Source organism: Mesorhizobium sp. PL10 (assembly GCF_053714315.1).
The window spans coordinates 186,422-203,327 of record NZ_JBSKBR010000011.1 but is presented as its reverse complement, the minus strand read 5'-3'; the positions used below and the strand labels follow the sequence as shown (position 1 = coordinate 203,327).

16 protein-coding genes are annotated in these 16,906 nt (G+C 59.6%); 7 read left to right on the top strand and 9 right to left on the bottom strand.

The features are described 5' to 3' along the window. The first annotated feature begins 1 nt into the window (after nucleotide 1). Nucleotides 2–2,038 (top strand): oxidoreductase, encoded by a 2,037-nt coding sequence (locus tag ACWGTO_RS19530; RefSeq protein ID WP_454576497.1) that lies wholly within the window; start codon nucleotides 2–4, stop codon nucleotides 2,036–2,038. A gap of 49 nt (nucleotides 2,039–2,087) precedes the next feature. Then, nucleotides 2,088–2,690 carry a dimethylsulfoniopropionate lyase gene (locus ACWGTO_RS19525; protein ID WP_454576436.1) on the top strand — a complete coding sequence of 201 codons (603 nt, stop codon included), beginning with the start codon at nucleotides 2,088–2,090 and terminating at the stop codon, nucleotides 2,688–2,690. 60 nt (nucleotides 2,691–2,750) lie between these two features. On the opposite strand, the gene ACWGTO_RS19520 is transcribed toward ACWGTO_RS19525, so the two are convergent. Together ACWGTO_RS19520 and ACWGTO_RS19515 are read right to left on the bottom strand one after the other, a co-directional pair. Next, nucleotides 2,751–3,812 (bottom strand): 2Fe-2S iron-sulfur cluster-binding protein, encoded by a 1,062-nt coding sequence (locus ACWGTO_RS19520; RefSeq protein ID WP_454576496.1) that lies wholly within the window; start codon nucleotides 3,810–3,812, stop codon nucleotides 2,751–2,753. A gap of 4 nt (nucleotides 3,813–3,816) precedes the next feature. Then, nucleotides 3,817–5,055, bottom strand: a complete 1,239-nt coding sequence (locus ACWGTO_RS19515; protein ID WP_454576435.1) for an aromatic ring-hydroxylating oxygenase subunit alpha — start codon at nucleotides 5,053–5,055, stop codon at nucleotides 3,817–3,819. Between the two features lie 157 nt (nucleotides 5,056–5,212). On the opposite strand from ACWGTO_RS19515, the gene ACWGTO_RS19510 reads away from it, so the two are divergent. Continuing rightward, complete coding sequence (locus tag ACWGTO_RS19510) at nucleotides 5,213–6,091, top strand: LysR family transcriptional regulator (RefSeq protein ID WP_454576495.1); 879 nt, start codon at nucleotides 5,213–5,215, stop codon at nucleotides 6,089–6,091. A 55-nt stretch (nucleotides 6,092–6,146) separates the two neighbouring features. Here the strand turns inward: ACWGTO_RS19510 and ACWGTO_RS19505 are convergent, their stop codons facing one another. The 4 genes from ACWGTO_RS19505 to ACWGTO_RS19490 form a co-directional block, all read right to left on the bottom strand. Then, nucleotides 6,147–7,142 (bottom strand): isopenicillin N synthase family dioxygenase, encoded by a 996-nt coding sequence (locus ACWGTO_RS19505; protein ID WP_454576434.1) that lies wholly within the window; start codon nucleotides 7,140–7,142, stop codon nucleotides 6,147–6,149. 235 nt (nucleotides 7,143–7,377) lie between these two features. Then, entirely contained in the window at nucleotides 7,378–7,596 is a 219-nt protein-coding gene (locus tag ACWGTO_RS19500) for a LysR substrate-binding domain-containing protein (RefSeq protein ID WP_454576433.1), read from the bottom strand. 2 nt (nucleotides 7,597–7,598) lie between these two features. Continuing rightward, on the bottom strand, nucleotides 7,599–8,219 hold the full coding sequence (locus ACWGTO_RS19495) for a LysR family transcriptional regulator (protein ID WP_454576432.1): 621 nt from the start codon (nucleotides 8,217–8,219) through the stop codon (nucleotides 7,599–7,601). A 639-nt stretch (nucleotides 8,220–8,858) separates the two neighbouring features. Beyond that, nucleotides 8,859–9,695, bottom strand: coding sequence for an AraC family transcriptional regulator (locus ACWGTO_RS19490; protein ID WP_454576431.1), 837 nt, complete (start codon nucleotides 9,693–9,695; stop codon nucleotides 8,859–8,861). 82 nt (nucleotides 9,696–9,777) lie between these two features. Here ACWGTO_RS19490 and ACWGTO_RS19485 point away from each other — a divergent pair, with 82 nt between their 5' ends. The 3 genes from ACWGTO_RS19485 to ACWGTO_RS19475 all read left to right on the top strand — a co-directional run bounded on the left by ACWGTO_RS19485 (nucleotide 9,778) and on the right by ACWGTO_RS19475 (nucleotide 13,844). Continuing rightward, nucleotides 9,778–10,164, top strand: a complete 387-nt coding sequence (locus tag ACWGTO_RS19485) for an SPW repeat domain-containing protein (RefSeq protein ID WP_454576430.1) — start codon at nucleotides 9,778–9,780, stop codon at nucleotides 10,162–10,164. A 278-nt stretch (nucleotides 10,165–10,442) separates the two neighbouring features. Further along, nucleotides 10,443–11,360: an NADP-dependent oxidoreductase gene (locus ACWGTO_RS19480; RefSeq protein ID WP_454576429.1), complete on the top strand. Its 918-nt coding sequence runs from the start codon at nucleotides 10,443–10,445 to the stop codon at nucleotides 11,358–11,360. Between the two features lie 846 nt (nucleotides 11,361–12,206). Further along, nucleotides 12,207–13,844: a choline dehydrogenase gene (locus ACWGTO_RS19475; RefSeq protein ID WP_454576428.1), complete on the top strand. Its 1,638-nt coding sequence runs from the start codon at nucleotides 12,207–12,209 to the stop codon at nucleotides 13,842–13,844. 409 nt (nucleotides 13,845–14,253) lie between these two features. Here ACWGTO_RS19475 and ACWGTO_RS19470 read toward each other — a convergent pair whose 3' ends face one another. The 3 genes from ACWGTO_RS19470 to ACWGTO_RS19460 form a co-directional block, all read right to left on the bottom strand. Continuing rightward, a complete protein-coding gene (locus ACWGTO_RS19470) occupies nucleotides 14,254–14,526 on the bottom strand; it encodes a hypothetical protein (RefSeq protein ID WP_454576427.1) in 273 nt (90 codons plus the stop codon). 98 nt (nucleotides 14,527–14,624) lie between these two features. Next, complete coding sequence (locus ACWGTO_RS19465; RefSeq protein ID WP_454576426.1) at nucleotides 14,625–15,149, bottom strand: hypothetical protein; 525 nt, start codon at nucleotides 15,147–15,149, stop codon at nucleotides 14,625–14,627. Continuing rightward, complete coding sequence (locus tag ACWGTO_RS19460; protein WP_454576425.1) at nucleotides 15,097–15,360, bottom strand: DUF7665 family protein; 264 nt, start codon at nucleotides 15,358–15,360, stop codon at nucleotides 15,097–15,099. Before ACWGTO_RS19460 ends, ACWGTO_RS19465 begins: the two co-directional genes overlap by 53 nt. Nucleotides 15,361–15,742: 382 nt before the next feature. Here ACWGTO_RS19460 and ACWGTO_RS19455 point away from each other — a divergent pair, with 382 nt between their 5' ends. Beyond that, nucleotides 15,743–16,870 carry an S-(hydroxymethyl)glutathione dehydrogenase/class III alcohol dehydrogenase gene (locus ACWGTO_RS19455; RefSeq protein ID WP_454576424.1) on the top strand — a complete coding sequence of 376 codons (1,128 nt, stop codon included), beginning with the start codon at nucleotides 15,743–15,745 and terminating at the stop codon, nucleotides 16,868–16,870. Nucleotides 16,871–16,906 lie beyond the last annotated feature (36 nt).

Sequence of the window (16,906 nt, the reverse complement as noted above, 5' to 3'; positions counted from 1 at the left end):
GGTGTCGAACGACCCCCTTCTGCAGCCGTACAAACTCAAGCATTTGACCCTGCGAAATCGCATCATCGTGACGTCTCACGAGCCGGCCTATCCGGAGGACGGGATGCCGAAGGAGCGCTATCTCGCTTACACGGTGGAAAGGGCCAGGGGCGGCGTGGCGATGACGATGACGGCCGGCTCAGCGGCGGTCTCGAAGGACAGCCCCCCGGTTTTCAACAACCTGCTCGCCTACAAGGACGAGATCGTTCCATGGGTCAGGCAAATGACCGATGCGGTGCACGAAGAGGGTGCCGCCATCATGATTCAGCTGACCCATCTTGGGCGGCGCACACGCTGGGACAAGGGCGATTGGCTCCCCGTTGTGGCGCCATCCCATCATCGCGAAGCCTCACACCGCGCCTTTCCCAAGAAGATTGAAGACTGGGATATCGAACGCATTATCAAGGACTTCGCAGACGCTGCGGAGCGCATGAAGGCAGGCGGGATGGATGGCGTCGAGCTCGAGGCTTACGGGCACTTGCTCGATCAGTTCACGTCTCCACTCACGAACGAACTTGACGGTCCTTATGGCGGTTCGCTCGATAACCGCATGCGCTTCTGCATGGATGTCCTGAAGGCGATCCGGTCACGGGTAGGCGAGGACTTCATCCTGGGCGTGCGTTATACTGCGGATGAATGTCTCCCGGGCGGCACCGGCAAGTCGGAAGGCCTTGAAATCTCCAAGCGCCTCAAGGAAAGCGGACTTATCGACTACCTCAACGTGATCCGCGGCCACATCGACACCGATGCGGGCCTGACGGACGTCATTCCGATTCAGGGAATGGCAAACTCGCCACACCTTGATTTTGCCGGCGAGATTCGTGCCGCGACCAACTTCCCGACCTTCCATGCGGCGAAAATTCCGGATGTGGCGACTGCGCGCCACGCGATTGCGTCGGGCAAGGTCGACATGATCGGCATGACGCGGGCCCACATGACTGACCCGCACATTGTGCGCAAGATCATCGAAAAGCGCGAAGACGAAATCAGGCCCTGCGTGGGGGCCAATTATTGCCTTGACCGTATCTATCAAGGCGGGGCGGCATACTGCATTCACAACGCCGCGACCGGCCGCGAACTGACCATGCCGCACATCGTCGCCAAGGCCGAGAGACGCAAGAAAATCGTCATCGTCGGTGCAGGTCCGGCTGGCCTCGAGGCCGCCCGCGTCGCGGGCGAGCGGGGACACGAGGTCGTGGTCTTCGAGGCCGCCAGCGGGCCGGGTGGCCAGATCCGCCTGACAGCGCTGAGCCCGCGCCGCAAGGAGATGATGAGCATCATCGATTGGCGCATTGCCCAGTGCGAAAAATACGGAGTGACCATCAAGTACAATGCCTGGGCGGAAGCCGAAACCATCGAGGCTGAAAACCCGGACGTCGTTATCATCGCCACGGGCGGGGTGGCGCACACCGATGTCCTTTCCATGGGCAATGAGTTCGTTGTGTCCTCATGGGACATCATCTCCGGAGACGTGAAGCCGGGAACCAATGTCCTCATCTACGACGACGCGGGAGACCACGCGGCACTCCAGGCCGCGGAATTTCTCGCGGGCGCCGGAGCGAAGGTTGAAATCATGACTCCGGACCGGTCTTTCTCTCCCGAAGTCATGGCAATGAACCTCGTGCCTTACATGAGGTCTCTGCAAAAACTCGATGTCACCTTCACGGTCACCTATCGGCTGGAGTCTGTCGAAAAGAATGGCAACCAGCTCATTGCAAATGTCGGTAGCGATTATGGCGGCATATCCAAACAGCGCGTCGTGGATCAGGTTGTCGTCAATCACGGCACCATTCCGCTCGACGACATCTATTTCGAACTGAAACCGAAATCGACCAACCACGGCGAGATTTCGCATGATGAACTCATCACCGGACAACCGCAGTCGGTGGTACGGAATGCGCAGGGCCAGTTCCAACTTTTCCGCATCGGCGACGCCGTCTCGGCTCGCAACACCCACGCTGCGATCTACGACGCACTTCGTCTGGCGAAAGATATCTGATGGCTGGAGCGGACGACAACGTCCGCTCATTCATAACAAAGGTTCGGCCATGATCAGAAGTGAAGCATTGCAATATTTCGTCGACACCGCGTTCGTGGCGTTCGATCAGTTCTCACACGACCTGCGATCGCGCAGATCGATCATCCAGTTCTTCGCCCAATCGGAAGTTCCCGGGCCTGAAAGGAACAGGGCCGGGAGCCGTTTGCCAGTCTGTTCCTATCTTGGCTTGGCGTTGTCAGAAGAGGTTATTCCGCCCACACTTCGCAATTTGGTCGAACGCTTCAAGGCGATCGAGCCGTTGCTCGACTGGCGGCAGAAACCGAACCCCGCCTTGCCTGCCAGCAGCAATTTTCGCGACGGTCATGCCAACGCGATGATTCTTGGTCCGGGCGGCATCGAGGACAGAAAGGATCTGTGGCTCGGCGTCACTTTGATGGCGCCTCACGTCCGGTATCCCGACCACGATCATCCGCCGGAAGAGACTTACCTCGTGCTTTCACATGGCGAATTCAAGCAGGCCGACAACGATTGGTTTTCGCCGGGCACCGGTGGATCATTCTACAATCCGCCAGGCATCAAACATGCCATGAGATCGCTGGATACTCCATTGTTCGCTTTCTGGCTGGTGTTGGTGGATCAAACTCATCACTGAGCCTGCCCACAACCGGCGGCGACCTTGCCGCACAGCTTCATCGAGTGTCCAGGCTACAGCCTACGCCTCGACCTTCACGCGCCCGATCGGGTTGGAGCAGCAGGCGAGAATATAACCTTCGGCAATATCCTCCTCGGTAATGCCGCCGTTATGCACCATATGAACCTGACCTTCGGTCTTTCGGATCTTGCAGGTTCCGCAAATCCCCATAGAGCAACCCGACGGGATCACCAGACCCGCGGCCTTCGCAGCAGCCAGGATCGTATGCGTCTCGGTACACTTCGCAACTATACCAGACAGGGCAAACTGGATTTCGGCCACGCTTCGTTCATTCGGAACGACGTCCTCGGGGACATTTTCCGCATCTGGAGGGTCTGCCTGGAAGCTTTCCTGGTGATAGCGGCTCATATCGTAGCCGAGACCTGCAAGGGCCTCTCGCACGGCCCGCATGAAGGGTTCGGGCCCGCAGCAGAACACCTCGCGCTCGAGATAATCCTGCGCCATCAGGCCCAACATGATCTGGTTGAACATCCCGCGGTAGCCGGTCCAGGCCCGGAAGGGATCGGCCTCTTCGACGACCCATTTGAGATCGATGCCGACGATGCGCGACGCCATGAGTTCCATCCTGTCGCGCAGAATGATGTCGGACGGGCGGCGCGCGCAGTTGATGAAAACAATGTCCGGCTCGCGCCCGGAATCGTAAAGCCAGGTGGTCATCGCGACCATCGGCGTGATGCCGGAACCGGCCGAAATGAAGAGGTATTTATCGACCGGATGATGGACGATTGAGAATTTCCCAGCCGGCCCTATCGCCTTGATGTGCGTGCCCTTGCGCAAATTGTCGAGCATCCACTTGGTGCCGACGGACCCTTCCTGCGCCTTGACCGTGACCGTCAGGGCAGTCGGACGCGAAGGCGAAGACGAGATGGTATATGTGCGATAGACCGGCCCACCAGGAAGAGGCAGTTCAAGTGTGACGAACTGACCCGGTTCATGATTGAACAGCGTGCCGGACGGGCTCTGAAAGCTGAAGGTCACGACATTCGGCGCCTCCGGGGTGCGGGTGACGCATTCCAGCTCTTCCGCGTCAGTCCAAAAGCTGAGTCTTTTGAATGCGCTCATCGGGTCATTCCGCTGCAACTTGAAGCGGCGAGAGAGCGCGCTCGATCCGGGCCGCATACCAATCGACAAACTGCGTCACGCCACTCTCCTGCCCGGGCGAATAGGGGCCAGGGACATAAGCCGGCGAGAAGATCCCCAACTGGTTGTTTTCGACGATCTCGCGGTCTTCGTCATTGGTAGCCATCCAGACCTCGGTCAGGCGCTTGAGGTCGTAGTCGACGCCTTCGACGGCGTCCTTATGCACAAGCCAGGTGGTAGTAACTTCGGTTTCCGTGGCGCTGATCGGCAAGACCCGGAAAGTCAGGGAATGATCTGGCAGGAAATGGTTCCATGTCGAGGGATAATGGAACACCAAGAGCGAGCCGGCGTCGGGCAGCGCGACCCGCCCAAGCTTCCTGGCAACGGCGGGTTTGCCGTCCATCGTGTAGCTCACGGCAGTTTCCTGAAGCGGCATACGCGCCAGGCGATATTGCCCCTGTCCGCCGAGCTGGAATTGCGCCGGCGCACCGGCGGCCGCGCAGCGGTCGAAATGCGCCTGGAGCTTCGCCGATACCCTGCCATCGGCCTGAACGCCAGCGACCTCCGGATCGAGCGGAAACGAGCGGCACAGCGCCGGATGGTTGCTGCTGCAATGGTAACATTCGCGGTTGTTCTCCCACACGAGCTTCCAGTTGGCCTTTTCGATGATGGTGGAGGTGAACGCCACCTTGGAATCTTTGAGGTCATGGATTTCGAGATAGGGTCGCGCCAACCCGGCGAACACATCGAAATCAGGTGGGGTATCTGACAGGCAAACATAGATCAGGCCGTCGATATTGCGAAGATTGACGGGCTTCAGACCATGTTTCGACGCATCGAAATCGGGGCCCATGTCATTTGCCCAGAGCAGCTTGCCATCGAGTTCATAGGTCCACTGGTGATAGGAGCAAACGAGCTTGGCCACCTGGCCTTCGCGAGCCTTGCAGATCAGCGACCCGCGATGACGGCAGGAATTGTGAAAGGCGCGGATTTCGCCGTCGCGGCCTCGGACGATGATCACCTCGTAGGCGCCAACGCGCAGTGTGACGTAGCTGCCCGTCTTGGCGAGTTGGCCCCCCGGAACCGCGAAGAGCCACTCCTTGTAGAAGATGTGCTCGAGATCGAGCTGGTAAATCGCCGGCGATGTGTAAAACGGCTGCTCAAGGGCATAGCCCGGGACGCGGCGCGCTAACAACGCTTGGATGGACGGCGAGGAGGCGTTCATGCGGAAATTCCATAGATGGCGGCATATTTGAAATGAAATTTTCTTGCCTGGACGCCTTTTGCGCAATAGCAGTAATTTTCAGCTCGATTTAGTTCAGCTAATGTCTCGCACGCCGCGTGCCATCCATGAGCCGAAGAGCGGGCCCGAAGAGGCTTTGATGCCAAGACCATACGATCTCTCCTCGGTGACAGCTCTCATCTGCTTCGAGGCGGCCGCCCGAAATGCGAGTTTCAAGAACGCCGCTCAGGAATTGAACGTGACACCGGCGGCTATCAGCCACCAAATCAAGGCGCTCGAGGGTGACTTGGGATGCAGCCTGTTCCTGCGCATGAGCCGCGGTGTCGAATTGACTGAGAAAGGGGCGTTCTTGTTCGTTGCCGTGCAGCGCGGGCTTGAGACGATTTCCGACGCCGTCACTCACATGCGCGATCGCCCGGAAACCGCTGACGTGACCATCCGAACAACGACGGCCGTCAGCTCGCTATGGCTTACACCGAAGATCTCAGCCTTCTGGAAAAGCCATCCCACCGTCACCGTGTCGCAGATCGTCAGCGATGTGCCCGCAACAGCGATCCGCTGTGATCTAAGTATTCAATACGGAGATGCGCAGGAAAGTCCTGAGGAGTGTCACAAACTCTTTCAGGATCGCATTGTCGCGCTTGGAACTCCAAAATTCGCCGCCGAGCACGGCATTGGCCGAGTTGAGGATCTGCTCATGGCGCCTTTGATTCATATGAACAACGAGGAGACCGACTGGACGAACTGGCCGGAGTGGTTTCAAGCACTTGGACACACCATCCCAAAAGGCCGCAGGTTTAGCGTGAACAACTACATGATTGCCCTTCAAGCCGCTCAGGATGATATCGGGGCGGTCTTGGGCTGGGATGGGTTGGTTAAAAGCCTGATGGAACAGGGCCGGCTGGTCACACTCGTGCCCGACAACATTCCCTCACCTAGGGCATTTTATTTGAAAATCCATCCCAGGGCAGGTTCGAAAGCGCGGCTTTTTGCGAGCTGGCTCGCCAAAAGCTCTTGAACCGCTGCTCTCTTGCTCGCTGACTTCTTCGGGCGGCTTCACATCACCGCGCTCGCTATACCTTCGCCAAGTGGGCGTAACTTGCTGCGAAACGCCCGAATTTGTGCTCGCCACAAGTCACCGGCTTATAGCGACGCGGGTTGCCATCCGTGACGCAGGACGCCAGCGGTTCGATGATTGCATCGAAATCAGCATCGATAAAGAACGGGATCGAATAGCGCTCCCGCCCAGTGGTGTTGACCACGCGATGCATGTTCGCGAGATAGACATCATTGGTGAGTCGCTGGATCAGATCGCCAATGTTGATGACGAAGGTGCCGTGGATGGGTGTCCCCTCTACCCAGTTGCCGTCGCGATTCATGACCTGCAGACCGCCGACGTCGTCCTGTGCCAGGATGGTCAGATTGCCATAGTCCGTGTGCGCACCGATACCGATGATGTCTTCCCCGACATAGCCACCTTGTGGAGGATAGTGGAGAAGGCGCTGGATACTGATCGGGTTGCGCATCAGTTTCTCGAAATGATTTTCCTGCAAGTCCAGGCTGAGCGCGATGCCCTTCAACAATGTTTTCGAGAGGATGACCATTTTCTGATGGTATGCGTATGTCAGCTCGGAAAACTCGGGCAGGGTTGAGGGCCACTGGTTGGAACCAAAAAACGGACCTTCCAGGGTCGAGCGCTCAGGGCCGATGTCAAAGCATTCTTTGAGGTCTTTCGTCTTGCCTGGATCGGTGTTTTCCCCGAATGGCTCGATGTATCCGCGCAGCGCTACATCCGATTTGCTTACGTGCAGTTCCATTTTCTGCGGCATGGGCAAATCGAAAAACCGGCGACTCACATCGAACACGGAGTCGACGAACTCATGGGGGATGCCATGGTTCTTGACGTATAGGAAGCCAGTGTTCGACAGCGCCCAACGTATCTGCTTGGCCACCGCCTGCTTGTTGCTGCCATCGAGAAGGGGCGCGATATCGACCACCGGGATCTTGTCAAAGCTTTCGCGCTTCGCACGCAACTTGTCGTCCAGTCGGGCAACGAGATCTATGGACATTGAACACCTTGTTTGATGGTGAGAGACGGGCCGACCTTGGCCCATTCGTTCCGGCCTCCTCAACTGCAATAATATTGATGTTGGATTACTTATAATAATCTGGCGTCACCGGCGCGGGCGGCTCGGACCATCCGATCCTGATGGGTCTGGCATCTACCTGATCGTGCCTAAGACAGGGAGACGACGAAGACGCCAAGTTCGGCGAGCAAGACGAGCGCTTCGGGGTGGAAGAACTCTAGCTGTCTCGTTCCTGCACAGCGATTTCTCGTATCCAGCTTCGCAGGATTTCGGCAGCGGGCGAAAGCGTGCGGTTATCGTTCCAGGTGAGATAGTAGCTGCCTGGCGCCGGAAGTTCGAGTTCGGTTAGCCTGACAAGTTTGCCTTCCTCGATCTGAGACGTCACGAGGCGATGCCAGCCCACGGCGACGCCGTGGTCGGCTTGAGTCGCCTGCATGGCTACAAAGAATTTGCCGAATCGGCGGCCGCGGGTCGGACCGTGGGGACGGTTGCACGACGCAACACCTCGTCCCAGCCCGCCCAGTTTGGATCAACCCAGTCAACATGCAGCAAAGGAAGATCCGGCAAGGATTCTGCCGTCGCGTCTTGATGCACTTTGGCAAACTCCGCGCCGCAGACCGGATAGATGGTTTCGCTGAAAAGGAGCTCGGCATTCTCGTCAGGCCAGGAGCCGAACCCGTATCGGATGCGCAACTCTACCTCGCCCCTTCGATAGTCACGCGGATTGTCGGAAATCAGATGATCGACTGCAATCTCGCCGTGGCGAGTCCAGAAATCGGGCATACGCGGTATCAGCCACATTGTAGCAAAGGCGTCAGAACAGGCGAGCGTGACGTTCTTGGAGCGGTCGCCGCGCTTGACGGTGCGGACAATTTCGGCTGCGCGCGAAAAGCCGCTCGCAAGGACGCCATAGAGGTCCTCGCCGGCACTCGTCAGCATCACCCCTGAGCCTAGCCTTACAAACAGCTTAACGCCAAGTTCGTCCTCGACCGCCTTGACCTGCCTGCTGACCGCCCCGGGAGTCACATTCAGCTCTCCCGCCGCCAGTTTGAACGACAAGTGCCTCGCGGATGCTTCGAAGACGGCGAGAGCTGTCAGGGAGGGCAGGTCATAATATCGGCGAACCATCCTGGGCTCCAAACATTCCAAAACCGAGCGTCGCAGTGACTGCGTCAAGAGTGCGCGAACCGGTCCCTGACGACTCGCGACACGCTGCGGCTCAGTCGCGAATGCCTCGACGTGCCGTTTATCCTGGAACAGCCTTGCAATACGTTCGAAGAGATCAAGGCCATCCGCAATCAACTACACCATGCCGTGTATCTCGACGAAAACACGAAGGACCTTTCCACTGTGATCCGTGCGATTGGAAGGGAGTATGCGACGGCTTCCGGATGAAGGTGACTCGCGTGGTGGTCTCGATGCAATGGCGACGGTGCGGGATCTTTGCGAGGCACGTTCAATGCCCCACACTGGCGACGACGCGTGGGGCGGCGAGTTGTCGGGCGCCCCCGCAGATACCGGACTGTCCGCTTCTTCGGCCCGAAGCGGACATCAGCCTGCCGACAATCGCCGATCAAACCGTCGAAAATGCCCCAGATCGGACATCCGCGGCGCGGAACAATTATTTTCAATTCTCATCCGCAAAGCTCCCATAAGCATGCCATTGATTGTACGGAGGCTTAGTGCCGAATTCATCGATTAGCGAGATCCATCCCGGAGCGCGTCGAACTCGCGCGGCGGCTGCCCGGTCACCCGACTGAACACGCGCGAGAAGGCGGCCGCGCTGTCGTAGCCGACCTGCGCCGCGACACTCTTGACCGGTTTGCCCTTGCCGAGAAGCTGGCGCGCGATCGTCATGCGCCAGACCGTCAGGTACTGAATGGGCGTCAGCCCGACCAGCGTCCGAAAATGATCGGCGAACCGCGTGCGTGACATGCCCGCAACGTCGGCCAGATCCTCGAGCTTCCAAGGCTTCTTCGGCGCCTCGTGCATTGCGGTCAGCGCCTTGGCCAGGCGTGGGTCGGCGAGCCCGGCGAGCACGCCGGTCGAAATGGCGCCGCTCTCAACGACGTGACGCACGATTAGGATCAGGAGATAGTCGAACAGCCGGTCGAGCGCCGCCTGGCGGCCACCAGCTTCGGAGAAGGCTTCGCCGACCAGCAGATCACAAACCGGGCCCAGCGCCGGATGAGCAGCGAGCGGCAGGACCACACATTCAGGCAGGCCCTGGCCAATCGGGTTGCCCTCCGCACCCCCGAGTTCGACGGTCGCGCATACGAGGTCGGCTCCGCGCTCGGGATCAACTGCGAAACTGTGGGTCCGCCCGCGCGGCAAAAACAGAAGGGCCGGCTCAACGAGTTCGAGATCGGCTTGTCCGTCCTGGGTGACCGTGAGCGCGCCTGCCTTGAAGAGGTGCAAATGGCCCACACCAGTGAACTGCAACGTGTGGCACAGGTTCCCGGTGAAGAACGTCCGGGCCGTCGGCGTTACGTGGGCGAACAGGGCAGCGAAGGGGTCCATCGGGACGATCAGCAAAATTATTGGCACCAAGCGTCACCCATAGTCTTCCATATGAGCGGTGTGCAAGTCCCCAATCCCTGATCAACCGGAGAGTCTCATGAATATTCGTTTCGTCACAAAGACCGTTCACGCCTTCCTCGACTATCCCGTCGCGCTGAGCCTGATGGCAACGCCGTTCCTGCTCGGACTCGGCCATGCCAATCCGCTGGCGCTTTGGGTGTCGGTCGCAACCGGCGTCGCCGCCCTCATTCTGACCCTGTTCACCAATCACAAGACCGGTGTAGTCCGAGTGCTGCCGTATAGGCTGCATGTCGCGGTTGACCGCCTCGTCGGCATTACTTTCGTCGCCGTGCCCTTCGTGCTCGGCCTGCAGGGGCTGGACGCCTGGTACTACTGGGCGAACGGTGCTGCGGTTCTCCTCGTCACCTTCGTGCTTAACGCGCCCGAAAGCGGGGAGCGCGCGCTGAAGTCGGCGCACCCCTAAGAGCCTTTGCTAACGTGGCGGCGGCCGAGTTCACCCCTCGGCCGCTGCCGGTGCTTGAACCACCCAGGTTCGCTCGCCAATAGCGATCCGCTTCTGGGTTCGCGGCGCGGTAACTCCGAGGAACCCGAGCAGCAGTCTCGTCGGCATCACACAGCAATTCAACATCCAGTTCGTCGCGGAAGGCGTCGAGCCGGTAGCCAACTGCGTGAGAGATCGAAAAGACCCTTTCACACCTGCAATTTACCTCGAACCAACAAATCACTGAGGAGACAATTCCCATGAAAGCAATCGTTGTAACGGACCAGACTGCGGGAACGGCCGGAATGAAGCTGGTGGAGCGGCCCGAACCACGGGCAGCGATAAACGACGTCGTCGTTCAGGTTCACGCCGCGGGATTCGTCAACACCGAGCTGGAGTGGCCTTCGACCTGGGCCGATCGGGCTTTTCGTGACCGGACGCCATCGATCCTCGGCCATGAACTGGCCGGTGTGGTCACCGCGCTTGGCTACGGCACCACGGGGCTGTCAATCGGTCAGCGGGTGTTCGGCTTGTCGGACTGGCATCGCGACGGCACACTTGCTGAGTACGTCGCCATGGAAGCACGCAATCTTGCGCCATTGCCCGGCGACGTCGACTTCGCTGTGGGCGCGAGTCTGCCGATCTCGGGCTTGACCGCATGGCAGGGCCTGTTTCAGCACGGCCGCTTTCAGGCAGGACAGAGCGTGCTGGCCCATGGCGCGGCCGGCGCCGTCGGTTCGGTCGTGACGCAGCTTGCGCGGGAAGCCGGCGCCTATGTCATCGGCACCGGACGCGCCGCCGACCGCCAAAAGGCGCTCGACTTCGGTGCAAATGAATTCGTCGACCTCAGGAACGATACCCTGGAGGACGTCGGCGGCGTCGATCTGGTATTCGATGTCATCGGCGGTGACATTCAGAAGCGGTCCGCAGCGCTGGTCCGGGCCGGAGGAACGCTGGTGACCGTCGTCGGGCCTACTCAAGTGAGGCCAGCAGATGGCCTGACAATCGACTTCGTCGTCGAAGCGGATCGCGCCCAATTATCCGAGATAATTCAGCGAGTCCGGGACGGACGGCTGCGCACCAACATCGGCAAGGTCTCGTCCCTCGAAAACGCCATCGCCACCTTCAACTCGAGCGAGCGGCGGGCGGGGAAGACCGTCATTCGTGTCCGTCCGTGAGGACTCTGGGGAGAGAGCGCGGTTCCTCTCTCCTCGATTATCCTCTACGCGTCTCAACGGACCGCGCGCTGAGCTATATGACGACGCGACTGCGACTGAACTTCGAAGATCGGCTGCGGCGTAGCCCATTTCGAACAAGAAAACCGGGCGCATGGCGAAGCACAGCCGAACGGCAGCTTGCAGCTCTTTTGGATCCAAGCCGACGGTCCGGTAACGGCCCCAAACCAGCCGTGCCCATACCCTTGCTCAACAGGCCTTTATCGTCTCTTTTTTGTGGGATAAGGCAGAGACACACCTTGCATTGAAAACTATTCCTCCTCCTTGTCCTTAGGTTCGCCAGACCATACGAGATCATGCGAAGGATATGGGTTGGCTAACCATCCGCCAAACCATTGATTTTCCTTCGCAGTCCCACACCCTCCGCGACTAAAATAACCGTTATCCGTCAATAGCTTACGAAGCGGTTCGCTAAGATCGACAAGGAGCTGGTTCAGCCATTCGCCAACGGCATTTATCTACGCCTGGCAGACCAACAGAATGGGCGCGCTTGGCGCCAAAACCATAAATTTATTGCATACAATCACATAGTATTGCATATATTGTGCAATGGCGACGGGCACCGCTCCACCGTGCTTTCATATCGGCCGCGTCCGGTAGGGTTCACCGCTCGATCAGAGGACTCTGAATGTGGTCTAACGCGATTGAACTGCTGATTGACGGCCACAGGTCTGGGCGGGCAGACGAGCCGACAATGGTCAATCAATCATCCAGCGATTGAGCGAACGAGTCGAGTCGGTTCACGAGAAACCACGCGTTGGTAATGTTGGCAAATCCTAGGGCATTGACATGACCAATCCCGACTACATCATCATCGGAGCGGGGCCGGCAGGTTGTGTTCTTTGCGCGCGCCTCAGCGAGGATGGAGGTACGAATGTCCTCCTGCTTGAAGCGGGCGGAACGGATCGGCGGTTCATTATTTCGATGCCCGCAGCCGTGCCCTTCACGTATCAAGACAAGCGATTGGGCTGGGGCGAAGAGGCCGGGCCGGAGCCGCATCTTGACGGTCGGATGATCGACGAAAAGCGGGGCCGCGTGCTGGGCGGATCTACCTCGATCAACGCCATGATTTTTAACCGCGGTAATCCGCATGACTTCGACAGTTGGGCAGCGCTGGGGTTGGCCGGCTGGGGCTGGCGGGACGTGCTGCCTTATTTCAAACGCATGGAAACCTTTGCCGAGGGTGCGAACGACACCCGTGGAGGCTCCGGGCCCCTCAAGATAAGACGCGCCGAGGCGCGCCACAAACTTTACGACCTCTTTGTTCAGGCCTGTGAGCAGGCGGGACACCGCCGTCCCGCAGATCACAACTCCGGCGATCAGGAAGGTGTGCATATCGCTCAGCAAATGGTCGGCGACGGCCACCGTTGCAACGCGGCGCAGGCCTACCTGCATCCCAATCTACATCGTCCCAATCTTGCTTTGCGTAGAGGCGTTGTTGTGCGGCGCATCCTGTTTGAGGGCGATCGTGCAACTGGAGTGGAGTTGGCCACCGGAGAAAAGATATACGCCGGGCGTGAGGTTCTCGTAGCGAGCGGCACTGTCGGCGCGGCAAAGCTGCTGCTGCTCTCGGGCGTCGGTCCGGCGGATGAACTGCGTGCGCTTGGACTGCCGGTGCTACTGGATCAGCCCAATGTCGGGCGGAATTTGGAAAATCACCCCGGCGTCAATGTGCAGCACATCTGCCGCCACGAGGATTCTCTCGTATCGGAGCTTGGCCTGGTTGGCCGAGCGCGGCTGGGGCTTGAATGGCTACTGTTCCGCCGAGGTCTTGGCACTTCCAGTTTCTTTGAAACAGGAGCTTTCATCAAGAGCCGTGACGATGTCGACTATCCTGATCTACGGTTCGAATTCCTGCCCCTCGCGCGCCGGCTTGTGGGCCACCAGCTCGAAGCAATTCCGGGCTATCAGCAGTGGGTCGAACTCTCGCGCCCGAAGAGCAGGGGCCATGTGCGGCTGCGCTCGGCCGATCCGTCCGCAGCGCCGGAAATCATCTTCAACTACCTCTCCAAGGAAGACGATTGTCGCGACATGGTGCAGGCGGTCCGTCTTGCGCGCGACCTGTTTGCGCAGCAGGCCTGGAATGCGGTGCGTGGACAGGAGATCGGCCCCGGCGCGGAGGCGCAGACTGATGCCGATATTCTCGCCTGGGTGCGCCGTTCTGTAGGGACAGGCTACCATGCCGCAGGTTCCTGTCGCATGGCCGTGAGGCCCGCCGACGGAGTGGTAGATGGCAACGGCAAGGTGCATGGGCTTCAAGGTCTCCGAGTCGTGTGTGCTGCAATCATGCCGCAAATCGTCAACGGGAACCTGTCAGCAACCACTTACATGATGGCCGAAAAGATCGCCGATGATATTCGCGACAGCAGGACCCATCTCGCACGTGGCGAAGCTCGTTCCGCCCACGAGTTGCCGCTTCCACTTTAGAGTGAGTTTGGAGACCAGGAACCGGGCGGTGGAGTCGGCCGCAATTGTGGTTCGCATTCGAGCCACGATCCCATGCATTCCAAAAGCGTGGCGCTGGGTGCGGCTAAGCCCTTTGCCACGTCTGCCACTCTGCGCGCGAGGTGGCGCTCAACCTTCAACTCAACAAATTAAAGGGTCCTGACCCTAGCTACAAGCGTCACCAGGGATCGTGGGTTAGGCCCTTTCAAGCATCTTTCATAAATCCCCGATCGATCTGTAGCATGTCATCAGACCGCCATCGAAATGAGCGAAGACTTCCGACACGGCCAGCGCTCCAGCAAGCACGCCAGCGGGAGCAAACTCGGCACAGTCGGGGAGGGCAGGGGCGTCGAAGGGCACTAGGCCGGCTCGCCAGCCTTCGAATGTTGTTCTAATAGCAAACCCGCGCGATCGATCGCCGGCGGAGTTCCGTGCTGACAAGCGGAACGCCTTGCGGGATGTTCTCGACAACGATGCCCTGAAGGTGTCCTCCCGCGTCAGCCAGGGTCGCACCGGCAACGACCGGCACCGTTAAAGGCGCGTCCAGGACGCCCGACACCGTAACGCCGCCAAGAAAGGTGCGGCGAGCGCAATTGAGAGCGGTGAGCAGCGCCGCCTGATGGGTCGGGCTCGAGGCTGCTCTCTCGTCGATGAAAAGATGCATCCGGAAAGAATGCAACCGCTGCCCGGCTTCCTCCGCGGTAGCGACCGTGCCCCGGTACATGAACAGCTTGGCGGGCCTATTGGGTGTCAATGATATCTTTAGCCATGGATCGTCCCTTCAATGCGCTGTGTGGGCCGCAGAAGCGACCGTTTGAGTGCGGTCCAACGAAAATGGCCCAGGTAGCCATAGAGCCCAATCTCCTCGAAGCTGATCGGCTCGGCGGCAACGCGAGGCAGGATCATCGTAATGTGACCCGGCTCGGCGATCATCGGGTGCAGCCGATCAGATTCGCCTTGCCCGGCACTGCCGGGATGGTTGTGAACGTCGGCCACGACAACCTCGCCACGTTCACGGCAGATGTTCCACAAATCCGCCATCGAGCCGCCGTCGATCTCGATCATGCCGGTATCGAACGCGTGAGGATCGATCTCGTCGTAGAACACGACAGATGTGATCCTGCGGTTCGCGGTATTCGGCCCCAGAAGGAAGGCGCCGCTTTCCCGATGGTTGCCGCCACGCGCCCGCAGTCCGTGAAGAAGTTCGAGCCACAGATCGACCGGGATCGAGAGATCAGGCGGCTGGCTGAACAGGCTCGAAATAAGCGAACGAAGCCAAAAGCTCATGGATGATCTCCATATAATGAACAATTCCGCGGGCGGGCTTCCAGAGCAATTCGGGATGCTCCACGATCCATTGCTCGTGCCCGGGCAACGCCATTCGGTCACACGGCAAATACAGGGCCGGCGCGTTCCAGTTTGGATTGAACGCTGCGGCCAGTCGCCACAGATAGAGCCCTGCGGAGGCCCCGCTCAGCGGTGAAAACAGCGTCAGCAAATTCAGGGTGTCTGGCTCGGATCGAATCCAAAGCGTGCGGTTCTGCGCCTGGTCGGGCTTGCCAAGAACATAGCGGCGGCAAGTCAGGCTCCGGAACCCGCGGACGACCCGTCAAAAACGGGCAGGGTTTCGCGCTCGGGGATTTTTCTAACGATCACCAATAAGGCCGCTACCGGAAACTCACGATTGCATACTATCCAAGAGATGTTTATACAAGATTTGCACGCTGAAACGGGGACAACCTACGGCATTCTACCCGTCGGGGGCCGGCCGTTGAGGCAATTCGGCTGGGCATGGTCTAGACACCGCATTTCACCGCATACTCCTCCAACCGATTGCCGAGCCCGGGGTCAGGAGGTGCGTACTTGGGAGGAAGTGCCTCATGAAAACCCGTGCCGCAGTCGCTGTCGCCGCCGGAAAGCCGCTGGAGATCATGGAGGTCGACCTCGAAGGACCGCGCGATGGCGAAGTGCTGGTCGAGATCAAGGCGACCGGCATCTGCCACACCGACGAGTTCACGCTGTCGGGCGCAGATCCGGAAGGCCTGTTTCCGGCGATCCTCGGCCATGAGGGCGCCGGCGTCGTCATCGATGTCGGCAAGGGCGTCACCTCGGTCAAGAAGGGCGACCACGTCATCCCGCTCTATACGCCCGAATGCCGGCAGTGCCCGTCCTGCCTGTCGAGGAAGACCAATTTGTGCACCGCGATCCGCGCCACGCAGGGGCAAGGCTTGATGCCGGATGGCTCGTCGCGCTTCTCGATCGGCAAGGACAAGATCTTCCACTACATGGGCTGCTCGACCTTCTCCAACTTCACCGTGCTGCCCGAGATCGCCCTGGCCAAGGTCAATCCCGACGCCCCCTTCGACAAGATCTGCTATATCGGCTGCGGTGTCACCACCGGCATCGGTGCGGTCATCAACACCGCCAAGGTCGAGCAAGGCGCGACCGCCGTCGTTTTCGGCCTCGGCGGCATCGGCCTCAACGTCATCCAGGGCCTGAAGCTTGCCGGCGCCGACATGGTCATCGGTGTTGACCTGAACAACGACAAGAAGGCCTGGGGCGAGAAGTTCGGCATGACGCATTTCGTCAATCCGAAGGAGATCGACGGCGACATCGTGCCTTACCTGGTCAACATGACCAAGCGTGGCGCCGACCAGATCGGCGGCGCCGACTACACATTCGACTGCACCGGCAACACCAAGGTGATGCGCCAGGCGCTGGAAGCCTCGCATCGCGGTTGGGGCAAGTCGGTCATCATCGGCGTCGCCGGTGCCGGCCAGGAGATATCGACGAGGCCTTTCCAACTGGTCACCGGGCGGACCTGGATGGGCACCGCCTTCGGCGGCGCGCGCGGCCGCACCGACGTGCCGAGGATCGTCGACTGGTACATGGACGGCAAGATCCAGATCGACCCGATGATCACCCACACGCTGAAGCTGGAGGACATCAACAAGGGTTTTGATCTCATGCACGAGGGCAAGTCGATCAGGAGTGTGGTGGTTTACTGAGGAAACCCACTGGGCCGCAGGCCGAAACGCCCGCGA

Excerpts from the sequence above, each read along its gene's own strand:
- ACWGTO_RS19525 (WP_454576436.1), top strand. The coding sequence starts at position 2,088 with ATGATCAGAAGTGAAGCATTGCAATATTTCGTCGACACCGCGTTCGTG.
- ACWGTO_RS19520 (WP_454576496.1), bottom strand. The coding sequence starts at position 3,812 with ATGAGCGCATTCAAAAGACTCAGCTTTTGGACTGACGCGGAAGAGCTG.
- ACWGTO_RS19515 (WP_454576435.1), bottom strand. The coding sequence starts at position 5,055 with ATGAACGCCTCCTCGCCGTCCATCCAAGCGTTGTTAGCGCGCCGCGTC.
- ACWGTO_RS19510 (WP_454576495.1), top strand. The coding sequence starts at position 5,213 with ATGCCAAGACCATACGATCTCTCCTCGGTGACAGCTCTCATCTGCTTC.
- ACWGTO_RS19505 (WP_454576434.1), bottom strand. The coding sequence starts at position 7,142 with ATGTCCATAGATCTCGTTGCCCGACTGGACGACAAGTTGCGTGCGAAG.
- ACWGTO_RS19500 (WP_454576433.1), bottom strand. The coding sequence starts at position 7,596 with ATGCAGGCGACTCAAGCCGACCACGGCGTCGCCGTGGGCTGGCATCGC.
- ACWGTO_RS19485 (WP_454576430.1), top strand. The coding sequence starts at position 9,778 with ATGAATATTCGTTTCGTCACAAAGACCGTTCACGCCTTCCTCGACTAT.
- ACWGTO_RS19480 (WP_454576429.1), top strand. The coding sequence starts at position 10,443 with ATGAAAGCAATCGTTGTAACGGACCAGACTGCGGGAACGGCCGGAATG.
- ACWGTO_RS19475 (WP_454576428.1), top strand. The coding sequence starts at position 12,207 with ATGACCAATCCCGACTACATCATCATCGGAGCGGGGCCGGCAGGTTGT.
- ACWGTO_RS19470 (WP_454576427.1), bottom strand. The coding sequence starts at position 14,526 with ATGCATCTTTTCATCGACGAGAGAGCAGCCTCGAGCCCGACCCATCAG.
- ACWGTO_RS19465 (WP_454576426.1), bottom strand. The coding sequence starts at position 15,149 with ATGAGCTTTTGGCTTCGTTCGCTTATTTCGAGCCTGTTCAGCCAGCCG.
- ACWGTO_RS19455 (WP_454576424.1), top strand. The coding sequence starts at position 15,743 with ATGAAAACCCGTGCCGCAGTCGCTGTCGCCGCCGGAAAGCCGCTGGAG.